This window comes from Rugamonas sp. DEMB1, assembly GCF_029834475.1.
Taxonomy (GTDB): domain Bacteria; phylum Pseudomonadota; class Gammaproteobacteria; order Burkholderiales; family Burkholderiaceae_D; genus Rugamonas; species Rugamonas rubra.
This window is the reverse complement of record NZ_CP122407.1, coordinates 5,758,665-5,773,098: the sequence shown is the minus strand read 5'-3', so window position 1 is coordinate 5,773,098 and position 14,434 is coordinate 5,758,665. Positions and strand designations below refer to the sequence as shown.

Here is a 14,434-nt window from a genome sequence, read left to right as displayed (position 1 = left end):
GGCCGCCGAGGTCGCCTCCGTCGAAATGACTAGTGCCAGGTCGGCGCCTGTATCACGACGGAGCGCGATTTGCGCATCGCCCTGGCCGCCGGGCGCGGCCGGCGCGGCCGGCGGCATGGACGGCGGAAGATTGTTCCGCGCGCCTTCGCGCCGCGTCCGCGCGCCGCGCGCGGGCCGCCGGCGCGGCCGCGCCGGGCCTAGTCCATCCGGCCCGGCTGCCTAGTCCTTTCGGGCTAGCCCCCTAAACACTTTGTCTTGCGGAAACATCCGTCCTGCCAATGGTGCCCGCGCGTTGCCGGGAATACAGTTGCTACATTGCCTATCGGTCCGGGCCGGCTGCCTTGCGCGCCGCGCGGGGCGATGACATCGGGTAGCACAACGGGTTTTTCAGACAGTGGTTTAGGGAGAAAAATTGATGGATAAGGTCACACAAAAACAAATCGAGGATGGTCTTGCGCAACCGGCTACGCGTCGTAGCTTCCTTGGCAAGAGCGCCCTGCTGGGCTTGACCGGGGCCGGTGTTTCGTTCGGCCTGGCGGCCTGCAAAGAGAATGGCGGCGCCGCCGCACCGGCCGCGTCGGCATCGGCCAAGGCCGCCGGCGGCGAGCTGGGCCACGAGGTGCAGCCCGGCCAACTCGACGACTACTACCACTTCTCCAGCGGCGGCCACTCCGGCGAGGCGCGCATCCTCGGCCTGCCGTCCGGCCGCACCCTGCGCCGCATTCCGGTGTTCAACATCGACCCGATGGTCGGCTGGGGCATCACCAACGAATCCAAAGCCATCATGGGCACCAAGGCCGACGGCAGCCTGAAGTACACCACCGGCGACACCCACCACGTCCACGGCAGCTACAAGGATGGCATCTACGACGGCCGCTGGTTGTTCATCAACGATAAGATGCACGGCCGCCTGGCGCGCATCCGCATGGACACCATGGAGTGCGACAAGATCATCGACCTGCCCAACATCCAGGGCTTCCACGGCATCTTCCCCGACAAGTGCGACCCGGTCGATCCGAAGATCAACTACACCACCCGCGTCTTCTGCGGCGCCGAGTTCCACATTCCGCTGCCGAACGACGGCCGCGACCTGGGTGACCCGACCAAGTGGGGTTGCCTGTTCACCTGCGTCGACGCCGCCTCGATGGAAGTGCGCTGGCAAGTGCGGGTGGACGGCAACATGGATCTGGTCGCCACCTCCTACGACGGCAAACTGGCCGCCTCCAACCAGTACAACGTCGAGAACGGCGCCGACCTGGCCAGCATGATGTCGGCCGAGCGCGACGCCTGCGTGTTCTTCGACGTGGCCCGCATCGAGGCCCTGGTCAAGGCCGGCAAGTTCACCACCATCGGCGGCTCCAAGGTGCCGGTGGTCGACGGTCGCAAGGCCGCCAACCCCGATGCGAAAACCGCGATCACCTGCTACGTGCCGGTCTCGAAGAATCCGCACGGCGTCAACGCCTCGCCGGACGGCAAGTACTTCGTCTGCTCGGGCAAGCTGTCGCCGACCGCCACCGTGATCGAACTGGCGCTGGTGCAGAAGTGGTTCGCCGGCGAACTGAAGCAGGAGCGCGACGCCGTCGTCGCCGAGCCGGAAATCGGCCTGGCCCCTTGCACACCGCCTTCGACGGCAAGGGCAACGCCTACACCACCCTGTTCCTCGACAGCCAGATCGTCAAGTGGAACGTCGACAAGGCGATCGCCCACTTCAAGGGCGACAAGACCGCCAAGGTGGTGGTCGACCGCATCGACGTGCACTACCAGCCGGGCCACGGTTACTCGTCGATGGGCGAGACCAAGGAAGCCGACGGCAAGTACTACAACTCGGGCAACAAGTTCTCCAAGGACCGTTTCCTGCCGGTCGGCCCGCTGCACAGCGAGACCGAACAGCTGATCAACATCAGCGGCGAGAAGATGAAGCTGATCTCCGACCACACGGCCTATCCGGAACCGCACGACGGCATCATGGTGCGGCGCGACCTGGTCAAGACCCGGCAGATCTACAACATGGACGACTTCGCCAACGCGGTGAAGACGCCGGCCGACTCGCGCGTCGAGCGCAAGGGCAACAAGGTGTCGATCTTCCTGATGTCGCAGGCGCCGAACTACAGCATGCCGATCATCAAAGTGAAGAAGGGCGACGAAGTCACGCTGACCTTGACCAACCACGACAAGGTGGAAGATCTGACCCACGGCTGCGCGATTCCAACGCACAACGTGAACTTCATCGTCAATCCGCAGGAAACCAAGTCGGTCACCTTCAAGACCGACAAGCCGGGCGCCTACTGGATCTACTGCACCCACTTCTGCCACGCGCTGCACTTGGAAATGCGCAGCCGCCTGCTGGTCGAGGGCTAAGCGCAGCTTGAGTCGAACCTAACCCCAAGCCCGGACGCCGGGGTCCGACCCCGACGGGGTCAGACCCCTTCCAGCGGGGTGCGGGGCGGGGCTTGAAACATTGTTCAAGCATGTCCCCGCTGCTGCGGGGACGCCCGCATTGAACGAAAGAATTTTCGAGACGGCCCGAGCGGCCGCCATCACAGGATATCCGCCGAGATGGACAAGATGAACGATCACCGAAGCGCAGCCAAGCCCTCGCTGCCGAAATTTGCCAAGCTGGCGCCGCTGGCGGCGCAACTGCTGCAACTGGTTTTACTGCTGGTATGCGTCGCGCTGCTGGGCTCCGCGCCCGCGCGCGCCACCGTCTACGACGCCGAGTTGTCGGCGCAATTGCTGCACGGCGAAGACCTGTGCGCGGCCGCCCCCTGCCGCGAGGTCATGCCGGCGGCGCAACAATTCTCCAAACGCAAGGGCTCGCCCAGCTACGTCGAGGCCTACGCCGTCGACGCCGGCAAGCAGCGCCTGGTCGGCTACGTCTTCCTGTCGACCGACGTGGTCGACATCCCCGCCTACTCGGGCAAGCCGGTGGTCACCCTGATCGGCATGGACAAGGCCGGCATCATCAGCGGCGTGCGCGTGCTCAAGCACTCCGAGCCGATCTTGTTGGCCGGCATCCCCGAGTCGGCCCTGCTCAAATTCATCCACCAGTACGTCGGCAAGTCGGCCGACGCCAAGCTGGTCATCGGCCAGGGCCAGCAGGACGGCGGCGCCATCGGCCTGGACGCCATCAGCGGCGCCACCGTCACCGCCATCGCCGAGAACCAGGTGATCTCGCGCAGCGCCTACGAGATCGGCCGCCAGGTCGGCATCATCAAGAGCACGCCGCGTCCGCCGGCCCGCTTCACGCCGCTGCGCGACAAGCTCAGCTGGGCCGACATGCTCAAGGAGGGCAGCGTGCAGAGCCTGCTGGTGCCGGCCAGCGAGGTCGACGCCAAGGCCCTCGCAGCCCTATATGGAGCTGCACTTCGGCTATTTGAACGTGCCGGCGGTCGGCATCAGCCTGCTCGGCCAGCACGGCTACGACAGCCTCATGCAGGATTTGAAGCCGGACGAGCACGCCATCTTCATCATCGCCACCGGCCAGGAATCGTTCAAGGGTTCCGGCTTCGTGCGCGGCGGCATCTACGACCGCGTCCAAGTGCGCCAGGACCCGGTCACCTTCACCTTCCGCGACACCGACTACCTCAACCTCTACCACCTGCAGCCGGCCGACGCGCCGGCCTTCAAGGAGTCGGCCATCTTCATCGTCCGCTCGGCCGACTTCAACCCGGCCTGGCCGTGGCAGTTGACCGTGCTGGCCAACAAGTCGGACAAGGAAAACGGCATCAAGACCTTCGTCCACTTCGACCAGGAGCTGTGGCTGCCGGCCCGCTACCTGGAGGGCGGCCGGCCCCACGTCGAACGGCCGCAGGCGGCCTGGAAGGCGATCTGGGCCAACCAAAAGGTCGAGATCGCGCTGTTCGGCCTGGTCCTCGCCTTCGCCGCCTTCATGTACTCGCGGCGCGACTGGCTGGTGCGCCGCTCCAGCCGCAAGCACAAGCCGTGGATCGCCGTGCCGCGCCACCTGCTGTGGATCGCCAGCGTGGGCTTCATCGGCTTCTACCTGAAGGCGCAGCCCAGCATCACCCAGGTGATGACCTGGTTCCACTCCATCCTGCACCAGTGGAAGTGGGAGCTGTTCCTGTCCGACCCCTTCATCTTCGTGTTCTGGTGGTTCATCATCATTTCCGTCGCGCTGTGGGGCCGGGGCGTGTTCTGCGGCTGGCTGTGCCCCTTCGGCTCGCTGCAACAACTGGCGCTGAGCCTGGGCAAGCGCATCGGCCTGAAGCGCTTCCAAAGCCTGCTGCCGAAGCGCCTGCACGACAAGCTGAAGTGGATCAAGTACGCCGTCTTCTTCGTGTTGCTGGGCGTCTCCTTCTTCTCGATGGAAACGGCCGAGCACCTGGCCGAGATCGAGCCGTTCAAGACCACCTTCCTGGTCGGCGTGTGGAACCGCACCTGGCCGTTCTGGCTCTTCATCGGCGCTATTCTTGGGTGGTCGTTCCTCAGCGAGCGGCCGTATTGCAAATACATCTGCCCGCTGGGGGCGGGATTGGCGATCCCCAGCAAGCTGCGCCTGTTCGGCCTGAAGCGCAAACAGGAATGCACCACCTGCCACGCCTGCGCCTCCGGCTGCGGCTCGCACGCCATCGACGCGGCCGGCAAGATCGACCAGACCGAGTGCATGCAATGCCTCGACTGCATGATCTTGTACTACGACGACCACGCCTGCCCGCCGCTGGTGAAGGAGCGCAAGACGCGCGAGAAGAGCGGCCAGCCGCTGACCGCGATCAACGGCGCCGGCTACTTCATCTCGCTCGACAGCGTACGCCAGACCCTGTCCGACAAAGCCGCCGAACAGCGGACGCGGAGCTGAGCATGGCACATCCACGCCGCCCCAAGTTGCGCGCCGTCGTCGCGGCATTGCTGCTGGGCCTGGTTACGGCCGGCGCCGGCGCCGCCGTGCTGCCGGTGGCGCCGGGCGAGTCGATCGCCGCCGCCGTGGCGCGCGCCAAGGCGGGCGACACGGTGCGCGTGGCCGCCGGCGAATACCTCGAGCATCTGCTGATCGACAAGCCGCTGACGCTGGAGGGCGTCGGCCGCGCCATCATCAGCGGCGGCCAGCAGGGCGACGTGATCCGCGTGCGTTCGGCCGACGTGACCATCCGTGGCCTGCGCATCCGCGACAGCGGCAGCGACCTGACGGCGCAGAACGCCGGCATTTACTTCGAGCCCGGCTCGCACCGCGCCGCCGTGCGCGACTGCACGCTGTCCTACAACCTGTTCGGCATCTGGCTGGAAAACCTGAAGGACGGCCGGGTCGAACGCAACACCATCACCGGCAAGCGCGACCTGCTGTCGGCCGCGCGCGGCAACGGCATCCAGGTCTACAACACCAGCGGCGCCAAGATCATCGACAACGACATCAGCTTCGCCCGCGACGGCATCTATGTCGACGTGTCGACCGACGCCCTGTTCCGTGGCAACAAGATCCACGACCTGCGCTACGGCACGCACTATATGAACACCAACCACAGCACCTGGGAATACAACGAGTCCTACCGCAACCGGGGCGGGCTGGCGCTGATGGAGGTGCGCCACCTGATCGTGCGGCACAACCGGGCCTGGGGCAATAGCGACCACGGCATCATGCTGCGCACCATCGAGGACTCGACCATCGAGGACAACGTGGTGCAGGGCAACGGACGCGGCTTCTTCATCTACGACGCCGAGTACAACGTGCTGCGCCGCAACCTGGTGGTCGGCAACCGCGTCGGCGTGCACCTGACCGCCGGCTCGGCCAACAACCTGGTCGACGGCAACGACTTCATCGGCAACCAGGAACAAATCAAATACGTCGCCTCGCGCGACGTGCAATGGGGCCGCACGCAGGGCAACTACTGGAGCAACTACAGCGGCTGGGACCAGAACAACGACGGCATCGGCGACGTGGCCTACGAGGCCAACGACGTGGTCGACCGGCTCAACTGGCAATACCCGCTGCTCAAGTTGTTGATGACCAGCCCGTCGGTACAGACGCTGCGCTTCGTCGCGCGCCAGTTCCCCGTGCTGCGCGCGCCCAGCATTGTCGACAAGCATCCGCGCATGCGGCCCGCATATCAGGATTGGAGGCGCTGGAGTGAGCAATAAACCCAAGGCGATCGAGGTCGCCCATGTCAGCAAACACTACGGCCAGATCGAGGCGCTGAACGACGTCAGCCTGGCCGTCGCGCCGGGCGAAATGTTCGGCCTGATCGGCCCCAACGGCGCCGGCAAGAGCACGCTGTTCAAGATGATGCTGGGGCTGGCCGCGCCCAGCGCCGGCGAGATCCGCGTGCACGGCGTGCGCATCGACGGGCGCGACTTCCGCCAAGTGCGGCGGCGCATCGGCTACCTGCCGGAAAGCTTCGTCACCTACGACAACCTGACCGGGCTCGAGGTGCTGCACCTGTTCGCCGACCTCAAGCAGGTCGGCCGGGAATCCTGCGGCGCGCTGCTGGAACGGGTCGGCCTGTCCGGCGCCGCCGGCCGGCGCGTGCGCGGCTACTCCAAGGGCATGCGCCAGCGGCTCGGCTTCGCCCAGGCGCTGCTCGGCAAGCCCGACCTGATCTTCCTCGACGAGCCCACCAACGGCCTCGACCCGCAGGGCATCCACGACTTTTACCAGACCCTGCGCGAAGTGCAGGGGGAGGGCGCCACCATCATCATCACCTCGCATATTTTGGCCGAGATCCAGGAACGGGTCGACCACCTGGTCATCCTGCAGAGCGGCCGCATCGCCGCCCAGGGCACGCTGGCGCAACTGCGCGCCCAGCGCGTCATGCCCTCGCAGCTGGAACTGACCGTGGACGCCGCGCGCCAGGCGCCGCTGCGCGCCGCGCTGGCCGGCATGGACGGGCTGGACATCGCCATGCACGGCGACCAGGTGCGCATCTCCTGCCCGCCGGCGCAGAAGGTGGCGCTGCTGGCCGCGCTGTTCGCCGAGCAGGGCACGGTGCAACACATCACCATCCACGAGCCTTCGCTGGAAGACTTGTTCCTCGGTTACGGAGGCCGCCATGCACAAGCGCATTGATTGGCGCCAGGTCGCCGTGTTGGCCGGCAAGGAATGCCGTGAACGCGTGCGCAACTGGTGGGTGCTGGCCGTCGCCGTCATCTTCGCCCTGTTCGCCCTGGCCATCGCCTATTTCGGCACGGCCCAGCAGGGCGCCGTCGGCTTCCACGGCATCGACATCACCATCGCCAGCCTGGTCAGCCTGGTGATCTACCTGGTGCCGCTGATCGCCGTCATCCTCGGCTACGACGCCATCGTCGGCGAGCAGGAGCGCGGCTCGCTGGAGCTGCTGCTGTCGATGCCGATCACCCGCTTCGAGATCCTGCTCGGCAAATTCCTCGGCCTGTCCGCCGCGCTGGCCGTGGCCACCACGCTGGGCTTCGGCGCCGGCCTGCTGCCGCTCTCCTCGCAGCTGGGGCCGGACGACCTGTTCCACTACGCCGGCTTCGTCGGCAGCGCCGTGCTGATGGGCATGGCCTTCCTCAGCCTGGCCTTGTGCCTGTCGGTGATCGCCCAGGACCGCATGCGCGCCAGCGGCATGGCGATCGCCATGTGGTTCTTCTTCGTGCTGATCTTCGACCTGTTGCTGATGGGCCTGCTGGTGCTCAGCAACGGCACCCTGAGCAGCGGCGTGTTCGCCGGCCTGCTGATGCTCAACCCGGCCGACGTGTTCCGCCTGCTGAACATTTTCAATTCCGAACAAGTGCAAACCATGTACGGCCTGGCCACCGTGATGCCCGACAGCCTGACCAATCCCCTGGTCCTGCTGAGCATCATGCTGAGCTGGATCGTCGCCCCCTTCCTACTCGCCAATTGGAGATTCAAATGATTTCAACCCCACGTGCCGCCCGTCCGGCAAGCTCCCGCAAAATGTGGGGCGGCCTGCTGATGCTGGCCCTGCTGGGCGCTTGCAGCCACACCGCGCCGTCGGCGGTGGCACAGGAGCCGGTCGCCGACACCGCCTGCGTGCTCGACGGTATGCTGCTGCAGGACTTCCCCGGTCCGAAAGGCCAGATCGTCTACGCCGAGGGCAAGCCCGACTTCTTCTGCGACCTGATGGAGCTGTTCACCACGCTGCGCACGCCGGAGCAAAAGCGCGCCGTCGCCGGCGCCTACGTGCAGGACATGGGCAAGACCGACTGGGCCCATCCGAAAGGCAACTGGATTCCCGCCAAGACCGCCCTCTTCGTGATCGGCAGCAAGCTGCACGGCTCGATGGGACCGACCCTGGGCGCCTTCTCCAGCGCCGAGGACGCCAACAAGTTCATCCAGCAGAACGGCGGCAAGCTGCTGCGCTTCGAACAGGTGACGCCGGAAATGGCCGACCTGTCCGGCGGCGTGATGCACGACAGCGGCATGTCGCACTAAGGAGCCAGCATGGACGGCATCACCAAATTGGACCAGACCGCGCCGGTGGCGCTCGACGAAGTCATGGACGAGGACGCCCTGCAGACCTTGTTCGCCAAGACCAGCTACCAGCTGCGCGAATCGCGCAAATCGCTGCTGCAGCGCTACGAGGTCGACAGCGAGGAGGCTTTGCTTGAACGCATAGTCGGCGGCGCCATCGACACCCACCCGGCCTACGAGCACTACCTGAGCGCGCGCATCATCGAGCAGACCCGCGACCAGGTGCGCGCCGAGCTGGCCGCCCACATCGCCGCCGGCGCGCAGGCCGAGCTGCCGGCGCTGAGCGCCCACCTGAACTTCAAGAACCAGCTGGAGTCGCTGTACGCGGCGCGTCTGGCCGAGCCGGTGCGCATGGCGCAGGACGCCTTGCTGCTGTCCTTCGACAACGGCCTGCTGCTGGAGGTGCGCTACTTCAGCCGCCAGGAGCACTCGATCATCTGGTGCTGGGGCGAGGCCGAGCGCCGGCTCGACACGGCGCCGGGCACGCCCGCCGGCGCCGCTGCCGCCGCCGTCGCCGCCACGGCCGACGGCGACCCCTGGCAACACTTCGCCGCCGTCCTGGAGTCGCTGTTGGCCGACCCCCTGGCCGATCCGCTGGCCTACATCGCCGCACCCCTGAACGCCGCTTGAACCCGGCACTACGACACTTTTTCGACCAATAAAGGAAACCCATCATGAAAACCTACCAACTTCTCCCCGTCCTGCTCGCCGTCGCCCTGGCCGCCTGCGGCCAAAAAACCGAGGCACCGGCAGTCGCCTCGGCCTCCGCCGTGGCCGAGGCTCCAGCGGCCGCGCCGGCCGCAGCGCCGGCCGCCGCCCCTGCCACCGCCCCTGCCGCCGCCGGTCCGGCACCGAGCGCGGCCGACCTGGCCGCCGGCGAGAAGATCTACACCGCCACCTGTCTGGCCTGCCACGGCGCCGGCGTGCTCGGCGCACCGAAGTTCGGCGACAAGGCGCTGTGGGCGCCGCGCGTCGCCAAGGGCATGGAAGTGATGTACACCAACGGCATCAACGGCGTCAACATGATGCCGCCAAAGGGCGGCAACGCCACGCTGAAGGACGCCGAGATGAAACTGGCGATCGACTACATGATCAACGCGGTGCGCTGAGCGTCGAGTGCCGACGTGGCCGCCAGCATTGCCAAGTGGATGCGCCGGCTGCCACAAGACCACCCAAACGCGCAGAGCCAGGGTCAGACCCTAGGGTCTGACCCTAGATTTTCGCCTGTGGATTTCTTGCATCGGCACTGACCTTGGTGTTGGGTGTCGCGGGAGCGCCGCCATGCCGCGCTCCCTTTTTTCGATTGGGATTTGTATGTTGAAGACTCTGCTGCGCCGCGTCGCGCCCTGCTTGGCCGGCGCCTTGATGCTGTTGTCGGCGGGCAGCGGCCAGGCCGCCACCGACACCATCCACCACATTCCGGGCCGCGTGTTCGGCACCGAGATCGACATCGCCATCTACGGAGAAAACCAGGCGCGCGCCGAGCAGCTGGGCGCCCGCGTGCTGGCCGAGTTCGACCGCCTGCACCACAAGTTCCACGCCTGGCAGCCGAGCGCGCTGACCGAGCTCAACGACGCCATCGCCCGTGGCGAGCCCTACCAGTCGGACGCCGAGATGGTCGACATGCTGCGCGCCGCCACCGCCCTGGCCGAGCGCTCCGACAACCTGTTCAACCCGGCCATCGGCCACCTGATCCGCCTGTGGGGCTTCCAGAGCAGCGACATCACCGCGCACGCGCCGACGCCGGCCGAGATCAAGCGCTGGGTCGACGCCAAGCCGCGCATGAGCGACCTGCGCTACGACGGCTATAAGATCTCCAGCCGCAACAAGGCGGTGATGCTGGACCTGGGCGGCTACGCCAAGGGCTATGCGCTGGACCGCGCCGCCGCCATCCTGCGCGGCGAGCACGTGCGCGCCGCGCTGGTCAACATCGGCGGCAACGTGATGGCCATCGGCCAGCCCGGCGCGCGGCCGTGGCGGGTCGGCGTGCGCGACCCGCGCGGCGCCGGCGCCATCGCCCAGGTGGCGCTGCACGACAACGAGGCGATCGGCACCAGCGGCGACTACATGCGCTACTTCATGAACGACGGCAAGCGCCACCCGCACATCATCGACCCGCGCAGCGGCGACACCATCGACCTGGTGGCCTCGGTCACCATCATCACCTCCGGCGGCAGCGACGCCGGCACCCGCTCGGACGGCAATTCCAAGCCGCTGTTCATCACCGGCCCGCGCGGCTGGAAGGAGATGGCCAAGCGCCTCGGCCTGAACGAGGTCATGCTGATCGACGCCGACAAGAACGTCGAGATGACGCCGGCCATGCGCGAACGCATGGTGATGAGCAAGAACTAGCCCCGCCAGGCCACCGCGCGGGCGTCTGGCAGAATCTGTCGGCGCTTGGCGGCTTGGTGGCCGGGTTGCCGCCGGCTCAGCGCTCGCCGTAGCGGGCGCGGATGGCGGCCAGTTCGCCGCCCTGTTCGAGCCGGACGATGGCGCCGTTGATCGCCTCCAGCTGGGCCGGCGTGGTGCTGGCGGCGTGCAACATCAGGTGCACCGAGGCGCGCAGCGCGACGAAGGGCAGGGCGGCCAGCTTGACGCCCTGCCGCCGCGCCTCGTAGCGCAGCGCCGTGGCGTCGCCGACGATCAGCTCGGCGCGGCCGGCGCCCAGCATGCGCACGCCCTGCTGGAAGCTGCCGAAGGTGCTCAGCTGGCCGGACTGCTCCAACGCCGGCAGCGCGCGGGCGTAGTCGCGGCCGTACCAGCCGACCTTGGGCGCCAGCAACGCCAGGCGGCCCTTGGCGATGGCCTCGAAGCCGGCCAGGTGGCGGTACTTGGCCAGCTTGTCGGCGGTGGTGAACACGCCGACCGACTCGTAGCGGTAGGGCGCGCTGAAGCGGGCGTAGCGGTGCCGCTCGGGCGTGTCGGAGGCGGCCAGCATCAGGTTCAGCTCGCCCTTCTGGAACAGGATCTGGCGCCGCGCGGTGGGCAGCTCGGGCTGGATCAGCAGGGTGCAGCCGGCCTCCTTCAGGATCGCCCGGGCCAGCTCCAGGTCGAGCCCGGTGACGCCGGTCTTGGCGCTGCTGTAGACGTAGGGCGGCCACTGCTCCAAGGCCATCGTCAGCGTGCAAGCCCCCGCCTGGAAGGTCAACGCCGCCAGCGCCGCAGCAATAACAACAGGGCGCGCCCGCATGTTTGATCCCCGTGTCTAGTGTGAAATGTGTCTATGGGGTAATTTGACAGAATCGGCCCGAAAGTCAAGCGTCCGTGGCCAAATAAGCTTATCAGGAAAAAATCCTTATTCGACAAGTTTGCTTGCGGGTAAGATGAAAATCCGGCACAGGCTTGCGCCTTGCCAGCCATTCATCGCACTCCCCGGAGGGACATCTTGAACACTCGCCACCACGCCCATTCGCCGCTGTCGCTGTCGCTGTCGCTGTTGCGCTCGTCCGACAATCCACCGCGCCCGCGCCCGCGCCCGCGCCTTCGGCGGGGCCGTCTGCATGTCGCGCTGGCCTGCGCGCTGTTGGCCGGCATGGCGCCGCCGTCGCGCGCCGAGGCGCCGGCCGCCCAGCCGGGCGTGGAGCAGGGCCGGGGGCAGGGCGAGGCGGCGCCGCGCGCCGGCATCGACCAGGTCACCGTGGTCGGCTCGCGCGCGCGCAACCGCACCGTGTTCGACAGCAGCGTGCCGATCGACCGTTTCGGCGCGCGCGAGGTGGCCAACGCGCTGGCCAGCGGCGAGGTGGGCGCCGCCTTGCAGAACCTGTCGCCGTCGATCAACTTCCCGCGCATCGAATCGAGCGGCGCCTCCGACTCCGTGCGCGGCATCCAGCTGCGCGGCCTGGCGCCCGACCAGGTGCTGGTGCTGATCAACGGCAAGCGGCGCCACACCAGCGCCGTGCTCGACACCGAGAGCAGCTTCGCCGGCACGGTGCCGGTCGACATCAATTCGATCCCGCCCGGCGCCATCGACCACATCGAGATCCTGCGCGACGGCGCCGGCGCCCAATACGGCAGCGACGCCGTGGCCGGCGTCATCAACATCGTGCTGAAGAACGCCAAGCAGGGCGGCTCGGCCTCGGTCAGCTACGGCCTCAACCACACCGACTTCGCGCCGACCAAACAGACGCTGACCGACGGCCAGACCAAAATCGTCAACGCCGACTACGGCGTGCCGCTGGGCGACGCCGGCTATTTCCGCTTCGGCGCGGAAACGCGGCGCCGCTCGCCGACCGAGCGCGCCGGCCCCAGCGACGCCGGCTGGACCTCGTGGAACGCGACCCCGGCCGACCTGGCGCTGGACGGCAAGGTGCTGTTCAAGTCGGGCGACTCGAAACAGAACAACGACTACCTGTTCTACAACACCCTGCTGCCGCTGGCGCCGGGCGTCGACGCCTATTCCTTCGCCACGCTGAACCAGCGCAAGTCCGACGGCAGCGCCTACTTCCGCTTCCCCGGCGACCCGTCGAATGTGCCGGCCTTGTACCCGCAGGGCTACCGCCCCGTCACCAAGGGCGACAAGACCGACCTCAGCGTGGTGGCCGGCGTGCGCCTGGGCGCGGCGGGCTGGAACTGGGACTTGAGCGGGCGCCACGGCGGCGACAAGTTCCGCTACGACCTGAGCAACTCGGCCAACGCCTCGCTGGGCGCGCAAAGCCCGACCAGCTTCCACCTGGCCACCTTCGACTTCCAACAGAACGCGCTGAACGCCGACCTGAGCCGCGAGCTGGACCTGGGCCTCGGCCTGGCCGCGCCGTTGAACCTGGCCGTCGGCCTCGAATACCTGCGCGAAACCTACCGCAGCACGCCGGGCGACGCCGCCTCCTACGCCGCCGGTCCGTTGACCGAGGCGCCGCCGGGCGCCCAGGCCGGCCCCGGCCTGCGTCCGGCCGACGCCTTCGACGGCAGCCGCAAGGTGCGCTCTATCTACGCCGACCTGGAGCAGGAGCTGGGCCGCCAGCTGCTGGTCGGCGCGGCGGCGCGCTATTCCGACTACAGCGATTTCGGCAGCGCCTCGACTGGCAAGCTGTCGGCTCGCTACAAATTCACCGACACCTTCCTGCTGCGCGGCTCGCTGTCGAACAGCTTCCGCGCGCCGGCGCTGGTGCAGACCGGCTTCCGCTTCGCCACCCTGAACTTCAACAGCGACGGCAGCGCCTTGCAAACGGCGGCCCTGCTGCCGGCCAGCGACGGCCTGGCGCGCCGCTTCGGCGCCGAGGCGCTGAAGCCGGAGAAGTCGAGCAATCTCTCGCTCGGCCTGGCGTGGAAGCCGGGGCCGGCCACCAGCGTCACGCTGGACGCCTACCGCATCCGCATCAAGGACCGCATCACCCGCAGCAGCGACTTGCAGAGCGAGGCGGTGAGCGCCTACCTGGCCGGCATCGGCCGCAGCGACATCCAGTCGGTGGCCTACCTGGCCAACCTGCTCGACACCACCAGCGACGGCCTCGACGTGGTGCTGAACCACGAACTGAACCTGGCCGGCGGCAAGCTGAACCTGAACGCCGCGTTGAACCTGAACAGGACCACGCTGGACAAGGTGCGCCAGAGCTCGGCCGCGCTGGCCGCCATCGACCCCTCGCTGACCCTGCTGACGGACAGCGGCCTGTTCCGCATCCGCAACGCCTCGCCCGGCAGCAAGCTGATCCTCGGCGCCGACTGGCAGGGCCAGCGCTGGGGCCTGCTGGCGCGCGCCACCCGCTTCGGCGCGTTGAAGGACTTCTCCTACGACCAGGAGGCGCCGCTGATCGACGGCGTGCACGCCCAGCGCTTCGGCGCCGTCTGGTCGCTGGACCTGGAGGCGCAGTACAAGCTGAGCAAGCAGCTGACCCTGGCGCTGGGCGGCAACAACGTGCTCGACCAGTATCCCGACCGCGTGCGCCAGACCAACAACGCCACCTACGGCGGCGCGCTGCCGTACAACTTCGTCAACCCGATCGGCGTCAACGGCGCCTATTTCTACGCCAAGCTCAGCTATACTTTTTGAGCATAGACCGATCCACATTCTTGAGAGAAGGTAGACCACGATGGCATTCC

At 67.4% G+C, this 14,434-nt stretch carries 11 protein-coding genes and 2 pseudogenes; 11 read left to right on the top strand and 2 right to left on the bottom strand.

What is annotated here, in order from left to right; translation table 11 throughout:
• Nucleotides 1-415: 415 nt before the first annotated feature.
• Both nosZ and QC826_RS31405 read left to right on the top strand, forming a co-directional pair.
• Nucleotides 416-2,358: pseudogene (gene nosZ, locus QC826_RS26575) on the top strand (TAT-dependent nitrous-oxide reductase).
• A 198-nt stretch (nucleotides 2,359-2,556) separates the two neighbouring features.
• Nucleotides 2,557-3,096, top strand: a pseudogene (locus tag QC826_RS31405) (4Fe-4S binding protein); the annotation flags it as partial.
• 86 nt (nucleotides 3,097-3,182) lie between these two features.
• Here the strand turns inward: QC826_RS31405 and QC826_RS26565 are convergent.
• Complete coding sequence (locus tag QC826_RS26565) at nucleotides 3,183-3,335, bottom strand: hypothetical protein (protein WP_279763157.1); 153 nt, start codon at nucleotides 3,333-3,335, stop codon at nucleotides 3,183-3,185.
• Between the two features lie 17 nt (nucleotides 3,336-3,352).
• Between QC826_RS26565 and QC826_RS26560 the strand changes: the two genes are divergently transcribed.
• The 8 genes from QC826_RS26560 (at nucleotide 3,353) to QC826_RS26525 (ending at nucleotide 10,753) form a co-directional block, all read left to right on the top strand.
• Nucleotides 3,353-4,816 carry a 4Fe-4S binding protein gene (locus QC826_RS26560; RefSeq protein ID WP_279763155.1) on the top strand — a complete coding sequence of 488 codons (1,464 nt, stop codon included), beginning with the start codon at nucleotides 3,353-3,355 and terminating at the stop codon, nucleotides 4,814-4,816.
• Nucleotides 4,817-4,818: 2 nt separating this feature from the next.
• The gene (locus tag QC826_RS26555; RefSeq protein WP_279766609.1) at nucleotides 4,819-6,090 is read left to right on the top strand and encodes a nitrous oxide reductase family maturation protein NosD; all 1,272 of its coding nucleotides are present in this window, start codon (nucleotides 4,819-4,821) and stop codon (nucleotides 6,088-6,090) included.
• Nucleotides 6,080-7,015, top strand: coding sequence for an ATP-binding cassette domain-containing protein (locus QC826_RS26550; protein WP_279763154.1), 936 nt, complete (start codon nucleotides 6,080-6,082; stop codon nucleotides 7,013-7,015). Before QC826_RS26555 ends, QC826_RS26550 begins: the two co-directional genes overlap by 11 nt.
• On the top strand, nucleotides 6,999-7,823 hold the full coding sequence (locus QC826_RS26545) for an ABC transporter permease (RefSeq protein WP_279763152.1): 825 nt from the start codon (nucleotides 6,999-7,001) through the stop codon (nucleotides 7,821-7,823). Before QC826_RS26550 ends, QC826_RS26545 begins: the two co-directional genes overlap by 17 nt.
• Nucleotides 7,820-8,362, top strand: a complete 543-nt coding sequence (locus QC826_RS26540; protein ID WP_279763151.1) for a nitrous oxide reductase accessory protein NosL — start codon at nucleotides 7,820-7,822, stop codon at nucleotides 8,360-8,362. Before QC826_RS26545 ends, QC826_RS26540 begins: the two co-directional genes overlap by 4 nt.
• A 9-nt stretch (nucleotides 8,363-8,371) precedes the next feature.
• The gene (locus tag QC826_RS26535) at nucleotides 8,372-9,031 is read left to right on the top strand and encodes a hypothetical protein (RefSeq protein WP_279763150.1); all 660 of its coding nucleotides are present in this window, start codon (nucleotides 8,372-8,374) and stop codon (nucleotides 9,029-9,031) included.
• Nucleotides 9,032-9,075: 44 nt separating this feature from the next.
• A complete protein-coding gene (locus tag QC826_RS26530) occupies nucleotides 9,076-9,510 on the top strand; it encodes a c-type cytochrome (RefSeq protein ID WP_279763149.1) in 435 nt (144 codons plus the stop codon).
• Between the two features lie 205 nt (nucleotides 9,511-9,715).
• Nucleotides 9,716-10,753: an FAD:protein FMN transferase gene (locus QC826_RS26525; RefSeq protein ID WP_279763148.1), complete on the top strand. Its 1,038-nt coding sequence runs from the start codon at nucleotides 9,716-9,718 to the stop codon at nucleotides 10,751-10,753.
• A gap of 76 nt (nucleotides 10,754-10,829) precedes the next feature.
• Here QC826_RS26525 and QC826_RS26520 read toward each other — a convergent pair whose 3' ends face one another.
• Entirely contained in the window at nucleotides 10,830-11,591 is a 762-nt protein-coding gene (locus QC826_RS26520) for a substrate-binding periplasmic protein (RefSeq protein ID WP_279763147.1), read from the bottom strand.
• Nucleotides 11,592-11,786: 195 nt separating this feature from the next.
• Between QC826_RS26520 and QC826_RS26515 the strand changes: the two genes are divergently transcribed.
• Complete coding sequence (locus tag QC826_RS26515; protein ID WP_279763146.1) at nucleotides 11,787-14,384, top strand: TonB-dependent receptor plug domain-containing protein; 2,598 nt, start codon at nucleotides 11,787-11,789, stop codon at nucleotides 14,382-14,384.
• The last annotated feature ends 50 nt before the right edge of the window (nucleotides 14,385-14,434 follow it).